The sequence below is a fragment of the Neobacillus sp. YIM B06451 genome, from assembly GCF_032667185.1.
GTDB lineage: Bacteria > Bacillota > Bacilli > Bacillales > Cytobacillaceae > Bacillus_D.
The window spans coordinates 851,050-866,925 of record NZ_JAVFKJ010000001.1; the positions used below are offsets into that span (position 1 = coordinate 851,050).

Annotated in this window: 16 protein-coding genes; 14 read left to right on the forward strand and 2 right to left on the reverse strand. The window is 40.7% G+C overall.

Features of this window, described 5'->3' with window-relative positions; translation table 11 throughout:
- The first annotated feature begins 84 nt into the window (after positions 1-84).
- From RB160_RS04075 to RB160_RS04115, 9 genes are all read left to right on the forward strand, one after another.
- Positions 85-1,116 (forward strand): hypothetical protein, encoded by a 1,032-nt coding sequence (locus tag RB160_RS04075; RefSeq protein ID WP_316568921.1) that lies wholly within the window; start codon positions 85-87, stop codon positions 1,114-1,116.
- Between the two features lie 45 nt (positions 1,117-1,161).
- Positions 1,162-2,199, forward strand: a complete 1,038-nt coding sequence (locus RB160_RS04080; protein WP_316568922.1) for a hypothetical protein — start codon at positions 1,162-1,164, stop codon at positions 2,197-2,199.
- 204 nt (positions 2,200-2,403) lie between these two features.
- Positions 2,404-3,237: a hypothetical protein gene (locus RB160_RS04085; RefSeq protein WP_316568923.1), complete on the forward strand. Its 834-nt coding sequence runs from the start codon at positions 2,404-2,406 to the stop codon at positions 3,235-3,237.
- Between the two features lie 75 nt (positions 3,238-3,312).
- The gene (locus RB160_RS04090; protein WP_316568924.1) at positions 3,313-4,713 is read left to right on the forward strand and encodes a hypothetical protein; all 1,401 of its coding nucleotides are present in this window, start codon (positions 3,313-3,315) and stop codon (positions 4,711-4,713) included.
- Between the two features lie 334 nt (positions 4,714-5,047).
- The gene (locus RB160_RS04095; RefSeq protein WP_316568925.1) at positions 5,048-5,788 is read left to right on the forward strand and encodes a hypothetical protein; all 741 of its coding nucleotides are present in this window, start codon (positions 5,048-5,050) and stop codon (positions 5,786-5,788) included.
- Between the two features lie 228 nt (positions 5,789-6,016).
- Complete coding sequence (locus tag RB160_RS04100; protein WP_316568926.1) at positions 6,017-6,442, forward strand: DMT family transporter; 426 nt, start codon at positions 6,017-6,019, stop codon at positions 6,440-6,442.
- Positions 6,443-6,492: 50 nt separating this feature from the next.
- The gene (locus tag RB160_RS04105; protein WP_316568927.1) at positions 6,493-7,191 is read left to right on the forward strand and encodes a Crp/Fnr family transcriptional regulator; all 699 of its coding nucleotides are present in this window, start codon (positions 6,493-6,495) and stop codon (positions 7,189-7,191) included.
- 86 nt (positions 7,192-7,277) lie between these two features.
- Entirely contained in the window at positions 7,278-7,733 is a 456-nt protein-coding gene (locus RB160_RS04110; protein ID WP_316568928.1) for a DMT family transporter, read from the forward strand.
- A 111-nt stretch (positions 7,734-7,844) separates the two neighbouring features.
- A complete protein-coding gene (locus RB160_RS04115) occupies positions 7,845-8,330 on the forward strand; it encodes a hypothetical protein (RefSeq protein ID WP_316568929.1) in 486 nt (161 codons plus the stop codon).
- A 191-nt stretch (positions 8,331-8,521) separates the two neighbouring features.
- On the opposite strand, the gene RB160_RS04120 is transcribed toward RB160_RS04115, so the two are convergent.
- Positions 8,522-8,680, reverse strand: a complete 159-nt coding sequence (locus RB160_RS04120; protein WP_316568930.1) for a hypothetical protein — start codon at positions 8,678-8,680, stop codon at positions 8,522-8,524.
- 314 nt (positions 8,681-8,994) lie between these two features.
- Between RB160_RS04120 and RB160_RS04125 the strand changes: the two genes are divergently transcribed.
- The 5 genes from RB160_RS04125 to RB160_RS04145 all read left to right on the forward strand — a co-directional run bounded on the left by RB160_RS04125 (position 8,995) and on the right by RB160_RS04145 (position 14,591).
- Positions 8,995-9,876, forward strand: coding sequence for a DMT family transporter (locus RB160_RS04125; RefSeq protein WP_316568931.1), 882 nt, complete (start codon positions 8,995-8,997; stop codon positions 9,874-9,876).
- Positions 9,877-9,995: 119 nt separating this feature from the next.
- A complete protein-coding gene (locus RB160_RS04130; RefSeq protein ID WP_396954665.1) occupies positions 9,996-10,682 on the forward strand; it encodes an ankyrin repeat domain-containing protein in 687 nt (228 codons plus the stop codon).
- A 216-nt stretch (positions 10,683-10,898) separates the two neighbouring features.
- Positions 10,899-12,785, forward strand: a complete 1,887-nt coding sequence (locus tag RB160_RS04135; protein WP_316568933.1) for an LTA synthase family protein — start codon at positions 10,899-10,901, stop codon at positions 12,783-12,785.
- 293 nt (positions 12,786-13,078) lie between these two features.
- On the forward strand, positions 13,079-14,050 hold the full coding sequence (locus RB160_RS04140; RefSeq protein ID WP_316568934.1) for a DUF2268 domain-containing putative Zn-dependent protease: 972 nt from the start codon (positions 13,079-13,081) through the stop codon (positions 14,048-14,050).
- Positions 14,051-14,183: 133 nt separating this feature from the next.
- Positions 14,184-14,591, forward strand: a complete 408-nt coding sequence (locus RB160_RS04145) for a GNAT family N-acetyltransferase (protein ID WP_316568935.1) — start codon at positions 14,184-14,186, stop codon at positions 14,589-14,591.
- A gap of 173 nt (positions 14,592-14,764) precedes the next feature.
- Here RB160_RS04145 and RB160_RS04150 read toward each other — a convergent pair whose 3' ends face one another.
- Entirely contained in the window at positions 14,765-15,778 is a 1,014-nt protein-coding gene (locus tag RB160_RS04150) for a S66 family peptidase (RefSeq protein WP_316568936.1), read from the reverse strand.
- Positions 15,779-15,876: the final 98 nt, after the last annotated feature.

The following is a 15,876-nucleotide window of genomic DNA, read 5'->3' on the forward strand; positions in this document are numbered from 1 at the left end:
GATGGAGTTCCCTTTGAAATTATAATTTCTTCAATTTTCCAAAAATGGTATCCTTAATTTAGAAACCTGAAATGGGGATGCTGGATGAAAAAATACATTTTTCCACTATTAATTATTATCGTATCGATTTTCTTTTTGAATAATGTCATCGATTCTGATGAAGAGAAAAAGCCGCCGAAAACCGAGGCTAAAATAATCCCTGTTCCGGAACTTCGGGTGGCACAGGATAAGGCTCAAGCCGCACTCCTTTATAAAGGGAAAAAGAATCCCAAAAAGCTATCAAAAGAGCAGGTAGAAAAAGCGGCAAGGGATTTACGGCCAATCGTCGCCATGCCTTATGAAGATGTGACGGTTTCATTTTCAAAAATGCCTGGTGTATTATCGATCTCTGAATGGAACAATGGCAAAGAAACGAAGGTAACCGATAGCAATATTATCCCAACTGTCGGGGCTCCCAGTTATAAATTCTTTATTATCAGGGGTGAATGGCTTAACGATGGCCAGGCTACCTATGTCGCCAAGGTAAGGGTGCCGAAAATTTACTCCTATCAGGATCTTTTAACGACAAGGGTGAATCACTATACAGTTATTGGCTTTTTTGATGAAGAAGACCATGTAAAACAAATGCCGGCAAAGAACGGGAATCCTTTCGATATGGGGGAAGTCATCGAACCGCTTGGTCATTTGATGTTTTCATTCCCTGAATTGGCTTTTGAAAAGCTGCCAACGTACTATGTTTTTGGCCATGGAGACGTTCCAATTCGTTTTGATGATTTTGAAGAACTGAGAACATACCTCGGAGAAGGCTTGGTCTATGAATTTAGCGGCGAATCTGAAAATTGGAAGATTGAAATGAAGTCGACGCAAAACCTCGGGGATGGAAAAATCGAAACAGCGATAACCTTTATCGGAGACGGTGAAAAACCAAGTTATGGCACCTCCTTACGTCTAGCTAGCACTTCATTATCCATTCAAGAAAGCGGATTTCCTCTCGACCAAAATGGCAGGTACCTTTCCGTTTATAATGGCTTCCACACTGTATTAAAATCTGATTTTATACAAGCAACAGTTAATTGGGACGGAAAGGAAGAACGTATTCATTTGGAGTTTAAGTAATAGAGGAAATGCCGGCTGTTTTATTATATAAAAGGAGACGCGTGAATGAAAAAATCCGTTTTGCCGATAATCATCATCCTTCTGTCCATCTTCTTCATCAATATTTTCATAGATAAAAAGGATGGGGACGAAGAAGAAGAAAAAATTGTAGCAAAGAACATGCCGGCTCCTGTTATCTTTACTGAAAATCAGACCGTCGAGCCAGTATTCCTTTTCGAAGGGGAAGGAAAGGTTACGAAAGCAATGGTCGATAAAGTGTTTAAAAATGTGACTGCTATTGAAGTAAATCCATATGGCGAAGCGATGGTAAATGTACCTGATCATGATGCGAAAATTACCTTGGCAGAATGGGATGTAAAAAACGGAAAGGAGCTCAAGCAGTTCGAAGGGAATTTCATAACCGCAGCGGCAAACGAACCTGGAACTCGGGTTATCCTTATTCGTGCGGAAACGGAGGAAGGCTCCGCAGTATATGCCGGAAAAATAGATGTTTTAAATCGGTACTCCTATCAGCAATTATTACACCCTTCCAGAGCTCTTTATACCATTCTAGTATTTTCGGAGGGCGAACCTGGAATAAGGGAGGTCCCATCCAGCAATGAAGACAAATATATTATCCGTGAAGTGAGTGCCCCGATTGCTGAGTTGCGTGAACTTTACCCTGACCTAGAATTTAAAAGCCTACCCGCCATCTATGCGTTTCACCAGGGTGCCATTATTTTTAGAAGTAATGATATGACGGAACTGCAATCTTTTATAACAGATATGGCAACAACATTTTTCCGCGGAGAGAGTGAAAACTGGCAGGTTGAATTAAAGGCAAAGCAAACCTTGTTTGAAGGAACAGGGGAACTCCTCATTACGTATATAGGAAAGGAAGCGAGGCCTAAGAGCGTTGACTTTCGATTGAGCGGCCGGGGGTGGAGCTGGGGAGGCGCCGAGAACAAGTTGGATGATGCGGGTAGCAATTTGTCTTCCATTAAATTGAGATTTATTTTATCCGAAACCGATTCAATACCAATCGAACTAACTTGGGATGGAAAAAAAGAAGAAATCAACCTTGCTAATAGGCATCAAAGATAATGGAGGGAGGGACCTCAGATTAAAAAATCCATACTGCCTGCAGCGATCATCATTCTATCAATTTTCTTCCTAAATACGTTTATAGATACTGAAAAAGAGGAGCGGATTGAAGCGAAGGACAGCGAGGCACCAGTCATCCATACCGATAATAAAAAAGTAAAAGCTGTTTTTCTAGCTAGTGGGGAACGCAAAGTAACTAAAAAAATGGTTGCGAAGGCGGCAAAAAAGGCTAAGATTCTCCACCTTTCCCCTTATGAAAACGCTGCAGTCGATTTGGCCGAAAACCAAACCAGGTTGGTTTTAGGTGAATGGGATTCAAAGGCAGGGAAAGAAATTCAAGAACCGGACTGGTATCAAATTGAAGGGACGGTAAACAGGCTGGATACGAGGATTTTCCTGATTCACGTGGAAACGGACGGTGGAAAGGCGACATACCTGACTAAAGTAAAGGTGAAGAAATGGCACTCGTACCAGGAATTGCTTAATCCCGATTTTGATGGCTATACACTTATTGTTTTTTCAAGCGAAGCAACGGGAATCGGCGATTTGGCCCTCAATTTGCAAAAGTATACTAGTCATGAAGTGAAGGGGACACTCCCGGAAATTCAGGAAAAGTACCCCGAACTTGAAATAAGGAATCTCCCTACCGCTTTTATCATAAATGGGATGACGGTTATTTTTAAAAGCGAGGATATAAGTGAGCTGCGCACCTTGATTACCGACGTCAAAACGTTTGAATTCGTGGGTGAAAATGAAAATTGGCACGTTGAGCTAGAGGGAAAACAAACCCTCTCACGTAGGGATGCCGAGTTCTTTATAACTTATAGAGGAAACGAAGAGATTACCGGAGATATCGACGTTACTCTAAACGGGGACAATTGGGGTTGGGGCGCTGGAGCTGTTATGCCGCTGTCAGACACTCTTTCTATTTCTGGTAAAACCCCCGTTTTTCTGTCTAAATCGGATAAACTTTCCGTTGTTCTTAGATGGGATGGCAAAGAAGAAAGGATTACTCTTGAGTTTATAGGGGAGAAATGACTTTTTTAAAAAGGAGTGGTTCTGATTAAAAAATACATCCTGCCTGTGGTAATCCTCTTGGTTTCTATCTTCTTTTTGAATAATAAAATCCAGCCAAACGAAAAGGAAATTACTGCGAAGAAGACTCCGAGGCTGCCGGTTTTGGAAATTGCGAGCAGATCTGGTCAAACGAAACCTGTTTTACTGGCCAGAGACATCATCCAGCCAAACGAATTACGGAAAGAGGATGTGGCCAATGCGGCTAGCAAAGCTCAGGCTTTGGAAGTTGATCCTTATACTGAAGCCAATGTGGTCTTTTTTAACACTCCCAATTATCTCGAAATAACTGAATGGGACGGAGAAGATCAGGTTGAGTCTACGAAACACAATAATGCTACTTTCCACGCATCAGGCCAGCCAGTAGAAAAGCTACTTATCATAAGGGCGGAATGGAATGATGCAGGACCGGCTACATATGTGGCAAAAGTTCGGATTAAAAAAATATATTCCTACCAGTACTCATTATCGGAAGATCCAGATAAATACACAGTCATGAAGTTTCTTCCGGATGAGGACGAGGAATGGAATTCAGGACCTACAGATAACCCGATGTATGAAACAAGGTTGCTTGGAGGGGAACTCCCGAAGCTTCAAAGTACTTTCCCAGAGTTGAATATTAGCAAACTGCCATCCTATTTTGTATTTCATAAAGGCGTTAAATTGTTGGCTACAGACGATGAAAAAGAGTTGGAGTCCTTTCTAACTCAAACAACAACGGTGACACATTCAGGCAAGGGAGAAAATTGGAAAGCAGAATTCATTACGAAACACAAGCTCGGGGAGGGAATAGCTGTACTGGCAATCCAGTCCATCGGTACCGAAAAACCGCTCCCAAGGGAAATCTCTCTCTTTGTTGAGGGAACTGAATGGACCATGGACCAATACATCGAGGAATTGGATGCGGCTGGACAGGTACTTGTCTCGTTTGATTTTGAGAGGATGATCCGGAATGAAGACAAAATTAGCCTGACAATGAAGTGGTCTCGCCAGGAAGAAACGATATATTTAACACATACAAACAACGGGAGCAGTTTGGAACCGAAAGTCTCCATCAAAGCAAAAGTAAGTAAATTGACAGATGAGCAGTACGCAGACGTAGGAACCACTGGATTGGAAAACCCCAAGAAAGATGATTTTCGCTATTTTACTTTTAATTTGAAAACCAGCAATCCTCGAGAAACAATACAGCAGGATGACCTTCCTACTATACGTGTATTTAGAGAAGCAATTGACAAGATCGATGGCAAAAGCCGATATTGGTTCGGCAACGGGTACGGAAAACCAGACGGGGAAGAACATTGGGAAGCCGTCTTTTACTCAAAAGGACTTACTGAAGAACAAATCAAGAAAGCGTTTGACTCAACGATCGTAACTGTTCATTTTACCGACGGGAAAAAGGAATACAAACTTGGGGATTACGTGAGTTTCGAGGATTAGCTGAGCGACACTTATGGTGATGGATATTGTAATATGAAAGATTAGATGGGGAATCTCTTCATATAGGAGTTCCTTTTTTTATTGTAATTTATCGGGAGGATTTTTTTTCATGACATAAGAGAGTATATAATTTTGTGTCACCACAGGTCAGAAGCTGTGGCATTTTTCATGTGTGGAACCTATTTTCATAAGCTCTTCGTCCAAGCCTTTTTTAAACTAGCTTGCTATTAGACTTAATCGTTAACGAAATAGTTAAAAATGGAACCTTTTCAAAAGAATTTTTCCAATATAATGAAAAGGAAAGGCTTTTCTACAGGAGAGGAGACAGTTTATAATGAGAAGAGTTTTACTAGGAGTGGCAATGGCCCTCATGATTATGGCAATGTACCCTGAAAGCGGTTCTGCACAGACGAAGGTGATGTGGAAAGGATCGGAATTGAAACGGGGACAAATCGGGCTTGTGACTATCCTTGAGAGCACTCCGTTATTCATGTTGGAAGGAACCAAACAAAAAGTTTTAAGAATCCTGAAAAAAGGCGAGACATACCGAATTTATACATATAAAAAGGCACTGCTTGGCTTAGGCGGCGGCTATTATGTAAGCAGAGATAAGAAAATTAAGTACGAAACGCCATCAAAAGATAAAATGGCGCTTGTTGGTACGATTCCTGCCAGCCAAGTCGATTTTAATAAAAAGGCTGCAAGAGAACAGCTGGCTAAACTCGGCTGGAAAGATCTTGGCGGTGCGGCTGGTTTCAATCCGTATGGCAACTATACTCCTCACCCAATAAAGATTTTCTTATTAGAAAGCGACCCTTTTGATGCCGAAATCATCATCGATGGTTGGTATAACGAAGAGGTACCTGAATACAACAAGGTTCCGCCGATGATTAAATCCGCATTGCCCGTTATCCTAAAAACAGGTGCTGGAACGGTCTATACCATGATTGATGAATCCTTTAAGGGGTCTACTGCTTACTTGGGAAAGACGTTTACCTTTGGGGATCGCAAGGTTAAATTTGTCGATACTGGAAGCAAGCTTAGTATCTTAATAGGGAAGCCAGGAAGTTTTTAGAGATTAATGAACTATATTAATATTTGGCTGAAAAAAGGCACCTAACAAATTGGTTAGATGCCTTTTTCGCTAGAAAACATTTGAACGTTTTTGGGAAGATTTTATAACTATGAATTTTATCGTCCATTTTCCGGACTTAATTTTTATTTTTCGTTCAGGACATATGTCCTTTGCAATAACACGTGTGGAGATTCATAATAGGTTCATCACAGTTTGGGAGAGTAGAACATGAAGGGTATTTTATTCGCTTTAATGGGTGGGGCATTTATTACTTTGCAAAGTGTCGCCAATGCGCGGATCAGCCAGGATATCGGTATGTGGCAAACGGCTACGCTAACTCAGCTTACCGGCTTTCTTGCGGCCCTGCTGATACTGCTGGCCTCTAAAGACCGGAGTTGGCGTGAATTCAAAAACGTGAAACCGCTTTACCTGCTTGGAGGCGCTTTTGCCGCTCTGATTTTATCGAGTAATGTGGTGGCGATTCAACTCGTTGGCGTGACTCTGACGACTTCTGCCACGCTGATAGCCCAGCTCGGTGCCGCGTTTATTATTGATGGTAAGGGTTTTTTTGAAGTGCCGAAGCAAGACATGAAGCTTCCTCAATTCATCGGAATTGGGCTTATGATCGCCGGCGTTATGATTTTACAATTTTAAAAGTTTGAAAATTTCCCGTTAAAAATTTTTCTACCTGGGGGAAAGTGGCTATGCAGGAATTGCTTGACCGTAATCTTATAGAGAGCTTTCTGGAGGAACACGACCTCCGGCAAATTTTCATAGATACTTTAAAGCCTTATCTTGGAATCTATCGTTTTGAACAGGGAGAATTGGTATGTTCCCAAGGGGGCCCTTCGGAGTACTTGTATGTGTTAGTAAAAGGAAAGATTAAAATTTTTACCACCTCGCCGGAAGGGAGGACACTGATTCTTTCCTTTAGAACACCGCTTGAAATCATCGGGGATATTGAATACATCCAGGATCGTGACATCATCAATACGGTGGAGGCGATTTCTCCCGCTATTTTCCTAGGTATCCATTATCGCTGGTTGAGAAAATACGCGGAAAACCACGCACCGTTTCTGAGATTCATGCTTGGCATAATTACAGAAAAATTTCATGCCAATTCACACGCAGCCAACTTTAATTTGATGTACCCCGTTGAAGTACGGCTCGCAAGCTACCTTCTTTCTGTATCATTTGATGAATCATCTGCTGGATTTGCAGGGGAGCTGAACACCAATGAGCTTGCCGATGCGGCGAACCTGATTGGGACAAGCTACCGGCATATGAACCGGGTGATCCATAAATTTAGGGAAGCAGGTCTTGTTGAAAGGAAAAAGGGATACGTCCGGATCATTGACCGGCAAGGTTTGCAAGGGGTAGCTAGCCGGAATATATACGAATAGGAATTTTTTAAATGTTCAAAGGCTTTTTTTAAAAAAAAGCCCAGTTCTCACGTTGTCAAAAGTACGTATTAAAAGGAGAGTGCATCATGATCACCGGACTCGTTTTGGCTGCTTTTTCCGGGGCGCTGCTCAGCGTCCAAAACGTCTTTAATAGTAAGGTAAGCTTCCGCGCCGGAACGAAGGCGACAACAGCACTTGTGCTGTTCCTTGGCTTTCTCGCTTCGTTTTTGATTGGCTTCGCGGTTGAAGGAAAATCGATGTTCGAACTGCATAATATGCAGCCTTGGTACTGGTTTAGCGGGATTTTAGGGGTTGGGGTCGTTGTTTCGGTCGTCCAGGCGGTAATGCGGCTTGGCCCGACATACGGCATTTCAATTGTAATGGTTTCCCAGCTCGTATACGCGCTGATCATGGATTCACTTGGGCTGATGGGACTTGAAAAAGTGGTTTTCTCTGGTAAGCATCTTGTAGGAGTACTCGTCATTGTCGCCGGCATCCTTGTTTTCAAGTTTGGCGGCGTCAGGAGAGGTGACAGTAATTAGATGAAGCTTTAGCTAAGGCGATTGCTATTGTTATATCAATGTTCTTATTGAAAAAGGGCAAAAAACCTCCTCGCATTGAATATACATAGGGATAAAGGAGGAGGGAAAATATTGAAGAAGTTAAAGTTAATGGTATCCATACTATTACTTTTAGCGCTAATAACCCTGACATCTTGCAGCAAAGAAGAGGGAATAGAAGCAAAGCAAAAATCAAAAGATGTTGTAACTGAGAACGTTAAGCAAGATCCAGCGAAAACAGAACCAGCAAAATCAGACCCAGTGATTAAATCTGAAGGACTTGCAGATTTAATTAGTTATTTTAAGTCCTCTGGCTTTACTATTGGTGAAGTTAAAGAAAAAGCCTTCGAAATGTTGGGGGCAAAAGACGGATTCGGAATAGAAATTAACGGACATGAAGTCGAGTTCTATGAATTTGATGCAAATGCCGAAAACCTTAAAGAAGCAGAGTCAAAAGGAACAGTAAGTATGGATGGGATTTCATTTCCGGTTCTTTTGAATGGAAATGTTATTTTAGTTCATGCCCAGTATCATCCTGACAAAGAAAATTTAATTAATACGTTTAATAATTACAAATAAGGCATCCTTCATAGGGTGCTTTTTTATTTACTTTACGGCCTATAAGTCCAAAGTTCTCTTGAGATACTGGCAATGAAAATATTATGAAAACTCGAATAAATTTTTAATAATTCCTCATACCAATCCAACTTCCTAGCTTTCAAAATTGAAAGGTACCCGGCTATCTCTCCAAGAAGGCCAGGTACCTTTCTTTATTTATTCAGCGTAGTATTTTCAATAGCTACTATTGTATGCTTTTTTTCAATTTCAAAAACCAGCTCATATATATCGGATATGCGGTCGCCTGACAGCTTTTTTGTTCGCGTTTTCGCTTCGCCTTTTTTGATGTATGTGACAAGGTATTGTGGCATGCAGTTTCCACCCAGCCCTTCTTGGTAGGATTTGTACAACCTTTACCCATTGAAAAGGTAAATATAACAGCAATTTAGCAAAAAATGTCGATTCGGATTTTTGTATTTTAAATTCGTTAAATCCAAATAAGGTAGTTGCGGAGTATGGTGATAGGTATTTTTAAATTAAGCCGATTAAAAATACCGATTTCTATATACTTTATAATGTTTTCGTTATATAAATATTTTAGAATAGCTTTATCTATCAGTGACAGCATGTTTCTTGCGTGTAATGAGAGAGAACGGTACAGCATAGAGTTAGGAGAGTGTTGGAGATGCGCGCAAAGGGACTTGCGATGATTGTTATTGGCGCGATGTTGTGGGGGGCAACCGGGCCGATTATGGAATGGATTTTATCAGAAACCAAAATTACGGTGCCTTTTATGCTAACAATCAGGATGCTGGTGGCCGGAGTTATATTATTAGGGACATTGGCATTCACAAAAAAGCCGGTGTTTGACGTATGGAAAAACCGCTACTGGGCAAAACATCTTATCATCTACAGCCTTTTCGGAATGCTCGGGCTCCAGTATACATTCGTTTCTGCCATTCATGCCAGCAACGCGGTTATGGCAACTTTGATGCAGTTTTCCGCGCCGATTTTTATCATTATTTTCGTATCGGTAAAAGCACGGAAGTTTCCGCCTGGTTACCAGGTGGCCGGCATAATCGGAACGCTGACCGGGCTTTTCCTGCTTTTGACGAATGGCTCATTCAATAATCTCTTGGTCAGCAAAGAAGCGCTGATTTGGGGACTGCTTCTCGGGTTGACGTTTACTTTCTACACACTCCATCCAATTCGCTTGATGAATGAATGGGGCGTATTGATTGTTATTGGCTGGGGGATGCTGGTCGCTGGGGTTGTCCTTAGTGTTGCCAGCCAGATTTGGAAGACAGGTCAATGGAGCGAACTTGCCGATCCGAAAATACTCGTATTGATGATCGTGCTGATCATTTTTGGGACAGCCGCATTCGTCCTGTTCCTCGGCAGCCTGAAATATATTACTCCAGTTGAGAACAGCGTGCTGTCCAGTATCGAACCGCTGACCGCGATGCTCATCTCAGTCATCTGGCTCGGCGCCATGTTGAAGGGCATCCAGCTATTGGGAGCGTTCCTCATGCTCGTATTTGTCATTAGGCTTTCTTTGAAAAAATAGGATTCTTTCAAGGTTGCAAACTATTAAACTGAAACTATTTTCACCAACAGGTATAATGGTCATTAATCATCTTCCTTAGAAAAGGAGCTGACGCTTTGAGGAAATGGGTGGGAGCCTTGATGGCGGGGGTTTTGCTGCTTTCAGGCTGCGGTTTTGATAAAGACAGCCATCCGGTTCAAGACGAAAAGGAGAGTGAAAACGTGGAAAAAGGGTTGAATGAGCAGCTGCTTACTGCGGCCGAACGCGGAAATGTGGATGAAATCAGCCGCCTAATTGAGAAGGGTGCAAATATTAATGCCCAGGATCCGAACGGGCGGACTCCGGTCATGATTGCTACATACAACAATGATGTAACTGCGGCGAAAGTATTGATTGACGCTGGAGCTGACGTGGACATTCGCGATAATATGAAAAACAATGTGTTTTTGTATGCTGGAGCTGAAGGATATATCGATATCTTGAAGCTTGCAATAAAAGCAGGCGCGGACCCTCACATTACGAACCGCTATGGCGGGGTTGCGGTTATTCCCGCAGCGGAGCGGGGGCACGTCGATGTTGTGGAATTGCTTCTAACCGAAACGGATATTAATGTGAATCATGTAAACAATCTCGGCTGGACAGCGCTCATTGAAGCAATCATTTTGAACAACGGCGGCAAACGGCAGCAGGAAATCATCCGGCTTCTCATTGACCATGGTGCCGATGTAAACATTCCGGATGGCGATGGCGTGACGCCACTAGAGCATGCTCGGGAAAAAGGATTTAAAGAGATTGAAAAAATGCTAGTCAAGGCAGGCGCTAAATAGTGCCTGCCTTTTCGTTTATAAAAGTATAATTCCTTGCATGTTTTATATATACAGTGTATCATTTTCATTTTTCTGCTATATCAATTTGGATTTTATTGCATTTGAATATCTTTCAAAATGTTAGTAAATTAATTCCTATAGGAAAACTAATTTAGTATATGAATATAATTTATAACTCTAACTTTAATTTAACAAACTAAAGGAGTCATTTTATTAATGGACAGTTCAATACACCCTGATAAACACGCCCATACGGATCCTGTAGACAAGGTCCATGATGAAGAATATACACTTTTCAAAACATACTTTTTCGTCTTTTTAATTCTTTTCATAATAAAAAGAGTTGCCTTCAATACCCTGATTTTTTCGGAATTTAGCATTCGCTACTTTTTCGGACTGGAAATTGTTACAGTGATAAGCTTTTTCCTATTCATGGAATTACTGTTTAAGAGGAAGAAGTTTTGGGGATACTTCATTTTTAATCTACTTTCTTCTATCTTCTTTATAGTCGTTATTCTATATCACAGCTATTATGGAACTCTTCCCAGCTATCACGTTCTGTCTCAACTTTCCGAAGCAGGCAAAGTAGGCGAAAGTATTGGGGCGTTATTAAATCCCGCTTATTTTTTATTTATGCTTGATACAGTAATCCTGGTATTATTGCTTAAAAAATTCGACTTTAAAACGGATATTTTTACTACGATAAAACCAAGAAAGCTGTTTATCAGTTTTCTCGTATTCTGTATTTTTTCTATTGCCGTACCAATCACTCATGCTTCGGAAATAGCGAAAGATAGGGACAAAAAAATTCAAGGCATGGGTATTGTCAATTACCAATTCGCAACTATTTATAGTCAACTTTTTGCTGAACCGGTAATTACTGATGCCAATCAAATCAATAATGATCTAATAAGTAAAACCAAGGGAATAAAAGATAAAACAAACCCCGAATTCTTTGGAGCAGCCAAGGATATGAATGTCATCATGGTCCAGTTGGAAGCTTTTCAAAATTTCCCTATCGGCAGAGAAATTAATGGGAATGAAATAACACCAGTATTAAATCAATTGACTAGTGAAAGTTTTTATTTCACCAATTTTTATCAACAAATTTCTCAGGGAAATACAGTGGATGCGGAGTTTTTAGTTAATACTTCACTTTACCCTTCCGGACAATACGTTACTGCCAAGCGATATGCTGAAAAAGAAATTCCAAGTTTACCTAGGCTAATAAAAGGCATTGGATACCAAACAGCAACGTTGCACACCAATGATAAAGAGTTTTATAACAGAGGGGAATTTTATAAGGCTTTAGGTTTTGATCGAGTATACGACAAGGAGTTTTTTGGCGAAGACCGCACCTTGCTATTTGGCGAAATAGATGAATTGCTTTATCGAGACTCCATCAATGAATTGGTCAAACTAAGCGAAAACAATAACAGGTTTTACGCGCATTACATCGCAATGTCTAGCCACCATCCTTTTAAAATGCCTAAAGATTTACAGAAACTGAACTTACCGAAAAGTTATGAAGGGACCTTATTAGGGGATTATCTGCAATCCATCCATTATGCCGATTTTGCTCTAGGCGTACTAGTGGAAGAATTAAAGAAAAATAACTTATGGGATAATACGCTCCTGGTTATTTATGGAGACCACTTCGCGATTCATTCCGATACTGTTCAGAACAAAGATAAAGCAATGTTAGAAGACTTCATTGGAGAACCGTATACGAAATTAACAATGATGAACACACCTTTAATGATCAAGGTTCCAGGAATAAAAGGCGAAAAGAGGGACAATGTCGGAGGGCAAGTTGATATTTTGCCGACTATAACCAATTTATTAGGCATCAATGTTAACTCGGTCCATTTTGGCCAGGACCTCCTTAATGCTCAACCGAATCTGCTGCCGCAAAGGTTTTATATGGAAACTGGTTCATATATCAACGACAAATTTATGTATTCATCCTCCGATTCTAATGCACTATCCTTAAACGGAATGGACAACGGGTTTGACAAAAATAAAATCGAAGAAGATTACAATAAAACACTTAGACTACTCGAATACTCCGACCTTTACCTTGAAAATTTACCAAATAGATAGAGTAAAGTTGCGTCTTATTAAGCAATTTTTTACGGGTTTGGGTACGTGTTACAACAAGATTATTTACTTAAAGTTTAGCTATATAAAAAAAGATTCAATTTGTTGACCAAATTGCTTACCGGCGATTTGGTCTTTTTATATTTTGAAGCCCTACAACCTTTTTTACATTCAAGAATTTACACGGCTTGTTGTTGAATACCTTTTTGTAACAAAAGGGGAGTATTGATGTATTCTTACAATTTAAAGTATGGAGGATGAGAATATGGTAAAATATTGTAAAGGAGGGGATTCTATTGACAAAATATCTAAAGGTGATTCGGGTATTTGTTTTAATAATTTCAATTTTATCGCTTACTTCTTGTATACAAACAGAAAAAGCGAAAAACAATCTTCCCGATTCAAATAAAGAACAAGATATTGAAAGTATAGTAGTAACATTCGAGCATCAACAAACCCATCAAAAGTTTAAAATAGTTAATGCATATAAACTTTTTTATTCGTATGTAGAGAAGGCTAAAAGTAATAATAACGACTCAAAGGCAGAAATTTATCAAGAAGAAGTAATAAAACCAATTTATAATGATTGTTTTGAGAATGGTGAATATCTTCATATGGCTGATCAAGTTCTAAATGTGGCACCTGAACGATTTACGGAAATTGAACTATTAAGCGAAAAAATTGAGAACGAGAACATGGAAAATAGCATAAAAGAAGTACTTGTGAAATCCTCTGACTCTATACCATCTAATATTAAAACAACAGTATGTGTTTTCCCCTCCACAAATGTAAGCCCATTAATGGTAACCGTGGGGGCTGGTAAAATAATTGTCCTATACAATCGATATTTTACCGATGAAATGTTAAAGGCAGGTATAGCTCACGAATATCATCATAGTGTTTGGGCTGAAAAGCATTTAAAGAAAGATGCATTAACAACCGTCCTGGATAATCTTGTATTTGAAGGAAAAGCTGTTATGTTTGAAAAATTAATTTACCCAGAAATTAATTTTACCCCCGTCGATTTCAACTACTATAAAGATTATTGGTCAAAAGTTGCGATAGATCTCGAAAAGTTTGACGGAAAAAGATCATTAGAAATTATAATGGGTGGAAAAGATCTTCCCAGATTTTATGGTTACAGCGAGGGTTATAAAATGGTTAAATCTTATCTTGATTTAAACCCAAATCTTTCTCCAGAAGAATGGACTGCCATAAGTTCAAAAGAAATTTTTGAGAAAGGAAAATACCAAGAAAACTATAAATAATATACATAATGATTAAACTATTATTTATTTTCAAGGCGCTAATTTTTCATATTACTCTTACCTCGTTCGTATTAAATACAGTAACTGGTGTGAGTTCATGGACAATTTTCCATACAAAGAGAAAGGAGACTTTATGGAACATAGAATCCTTTATACTAACAAAGCTCCGGTTGATTTCGGGCAATTGGTGGAGCTTTACGAAGCGCTCGATTGGAATTCGCTGAACCTAACCGCCGAAGAGATGGAGAAGATGTGCCGGCAGAGCTGGTTTGCGGTGTATGCGTTCGATGGCGACAGGCTGATTGGCATGGGGCGGGTGATTTCGGATGGCGTCATTAACGGCGTCATTTGCGGGGTTTGCGTGCATCCCGAATATCAATCCAAAGGAATCGGGAGCGAAATCGTGGAAAGGCTGGCGCAGCATTGCGAGCAAAATCGCGTCATTCCTCAGCTCATGTGTGTTGAAAGCCTGGAACCGTATTATGAAAAGCTTGGGTTTCATAGATTTACGATTGGGTTGAAGAAGGATATAAAACGGTAAAAACTGCACCTTGTATGGGCTGTTGACTAACACGCATACAAGGTTTTTTCTTTGTAATAATTTGCAGTTGTGACGAGGAAATCTATTTTTAAAAATAGGAGAAGCTTGTAATCTAACAAAATAAAAACATGATGATCGCCGGACCATCATGTTTTCTTGGATTTTGGAAAAGCTTATTTGAAAGTTTGGCGTACGGTGCCTTTGCCGCCCCCATAAACTACCTCTGCATAAGCGCCGTTTATGAGCGTAAGCTGTGGAGGCATATGGCCGCAGTCAATATCGTAGACGATCGGCACGCTGAGTTCGTTATGCAAATCCTGATAGACATCTTCTATCGTATAATTATCAACTGGTTCGTTCGCGGGGCTGCGCCCGAACAAAATGCCCGAACAGCCTTCAAACCAGCCCGCAAGCTTCATTTGGACCAGCGTTCTCCGCAAATCGGTCGTTTTCATATTGCAATTTTCAAAATACCAGATGATTGGCTCACCAGGTATATGGCTTTCGCGGAAACGGCGAATATTTCCGAAAGGCGTGCCGACCAGATGCCTGATGATATCGATGCAGCCGCCGAGCAACCTGCCGCTCATTTCTGATTTGCTAGATGAAATGGACTTCCAAATAGTAGGTTCAGTAAGGTGGAAGACGCAGGGGGACGAATTACCGTGCTGCCACTCTAGTTGAAATTTTTCCGACGAGGATTGCATCACCGATTCGCCGGGTTTGGTTGAAAGGACGATTTCCCACTGTGCGGTGACTGGATCGGAGTATTCCCCACGCAGGTCGACCAGGTTGGTGCCGTGCGCCGTCGCGATTCCAGTTTTCAAGGTAATAGCCAAGAGCAATGCGCTCGTGTCGGAGTAGCCGAGAACCCACTTGTTTTTCAACGAATGGAAGTCAATGTGTTCAAGCATTTCAATGAGCAGCTCGCCGCCCCATGGCGGGATGATGGCTCCGATTTCGTCAGTTTCCATCATGGCTGTGAATTCTTCTCCGCGCTTAGTGGCTGGTGCGGAACGAGTTTTGTCATCCGTCCAAACCGTTTCACCTACCACGAGCTTATAACCTTTCACCTCGAGTCTCTTTACCGCCTGTTTCACAATATCGTGTAATTCCTCCGGGACGCCTGATGATGGCGCCGTAACCCCGATTGTGGTCCTTTTTTGTAATAAAGGATAAGTAATCATCTGCAATACCCCATTCATTCAATCTTATCTCTATATTTCTATTTTAAATGCTTATTTCCTCTATTTAAAAACAGTCTTTCTATTTCATAAAGTATATT

Excerpts from the sequence above, each read along its gene's own strand:
- RB160_RS04075 (WP_316568921.1), top strand. The coding sequence starts at position 85 with ATGAAAAAATACATTTTTCCACTATTAATTATTATCGTATCGATTTTC.
- RB160_RS04080 (WP_316568922.1), top strand. The coding sequence starts at position 1,162 with ATGAAAAAATCCGTTTTGCCGATAATCATCATCCTTCTGTCCATCTTC.
- RB160_RS04085 (WP_316568923.1), top strand. The coding sequence starts at position 2,404 with ATGGTTGCGAAGGCGGCAAAAAAGGCTAAGATTCTCCACCTTTCCCCT.
- RB160_RS04095 (WP_316568925.1), top strand. The coding sequence starts at position 5,048 with ATGAGAAGAGTTTTACTAGGAGTGGCAATGGCCCTCATGATTATGGCA.
- RB160_RS04100 (WP_316568926.1), top strand. The coding sequence starts at position 6,017 with ATGAAGGGTATTTTATTCGCTTTAATGGGTGGGGCATTTATTACTTTG.
- RB160_RS04105 (WP_316568927.1), top strand. The coding sequence starts at position 6,493 with ATGCAGGAATTGCTTGACCGTAATCTTATAGAGAGCTTTCTGGAGGAA.
- RB160_RS04110 (WP_316568928.1), top strand. The coding sequence starts at position 7,278 with ATGATCACCGGACTCGTTTTGGCTGCTTTTTCCGGGGCGCTGCTCAGC.
- RB160_RS04120 (WP_316568930.1), bottom strand. The coding sequence starts at position 8,680 with ATGCCACAATACCTTGTCACATACATCAAAAAAGGCGAAGCGAAAACG.
- RB160_RS04125 (WP_316568931.1), top strand. The coding sequence starts at position 8,995 with ATGCGCGCAAAGGGACTTGCGATGATTGTTATTGGCGCGATGTTGTGG.
- RB160_RS04130 (WP_396954665.1), top strand. The coding sequence starts at position 9,996 with ATGGCGGGGGTTTTGCTGCTTTCAGGCTGCGGTTTTGATAAAGACAGC.
- RB160_RS04135 (WP_316568933.1), top strand. The coding sequence starts at position 10,899 with ATGGACAGTTCAATACACCCTGATAAACACGCCCATACGGATCCTGTA.
- RB160_RS04145 (WP_316568935.1), top strand. The coding sequence starts at position 14,184 with ATGGAACATAGAATCCTTTATACTAACAAAGCTCCGGTTGATTTCGGG.
- RB160_RS04150 (WP_316568936.1), bottom strand. The coding sequence starts at position 15,778 with ATGATTACTTATCCTTTATTACAAAAAAGGACCACAATCGGGGTTACG.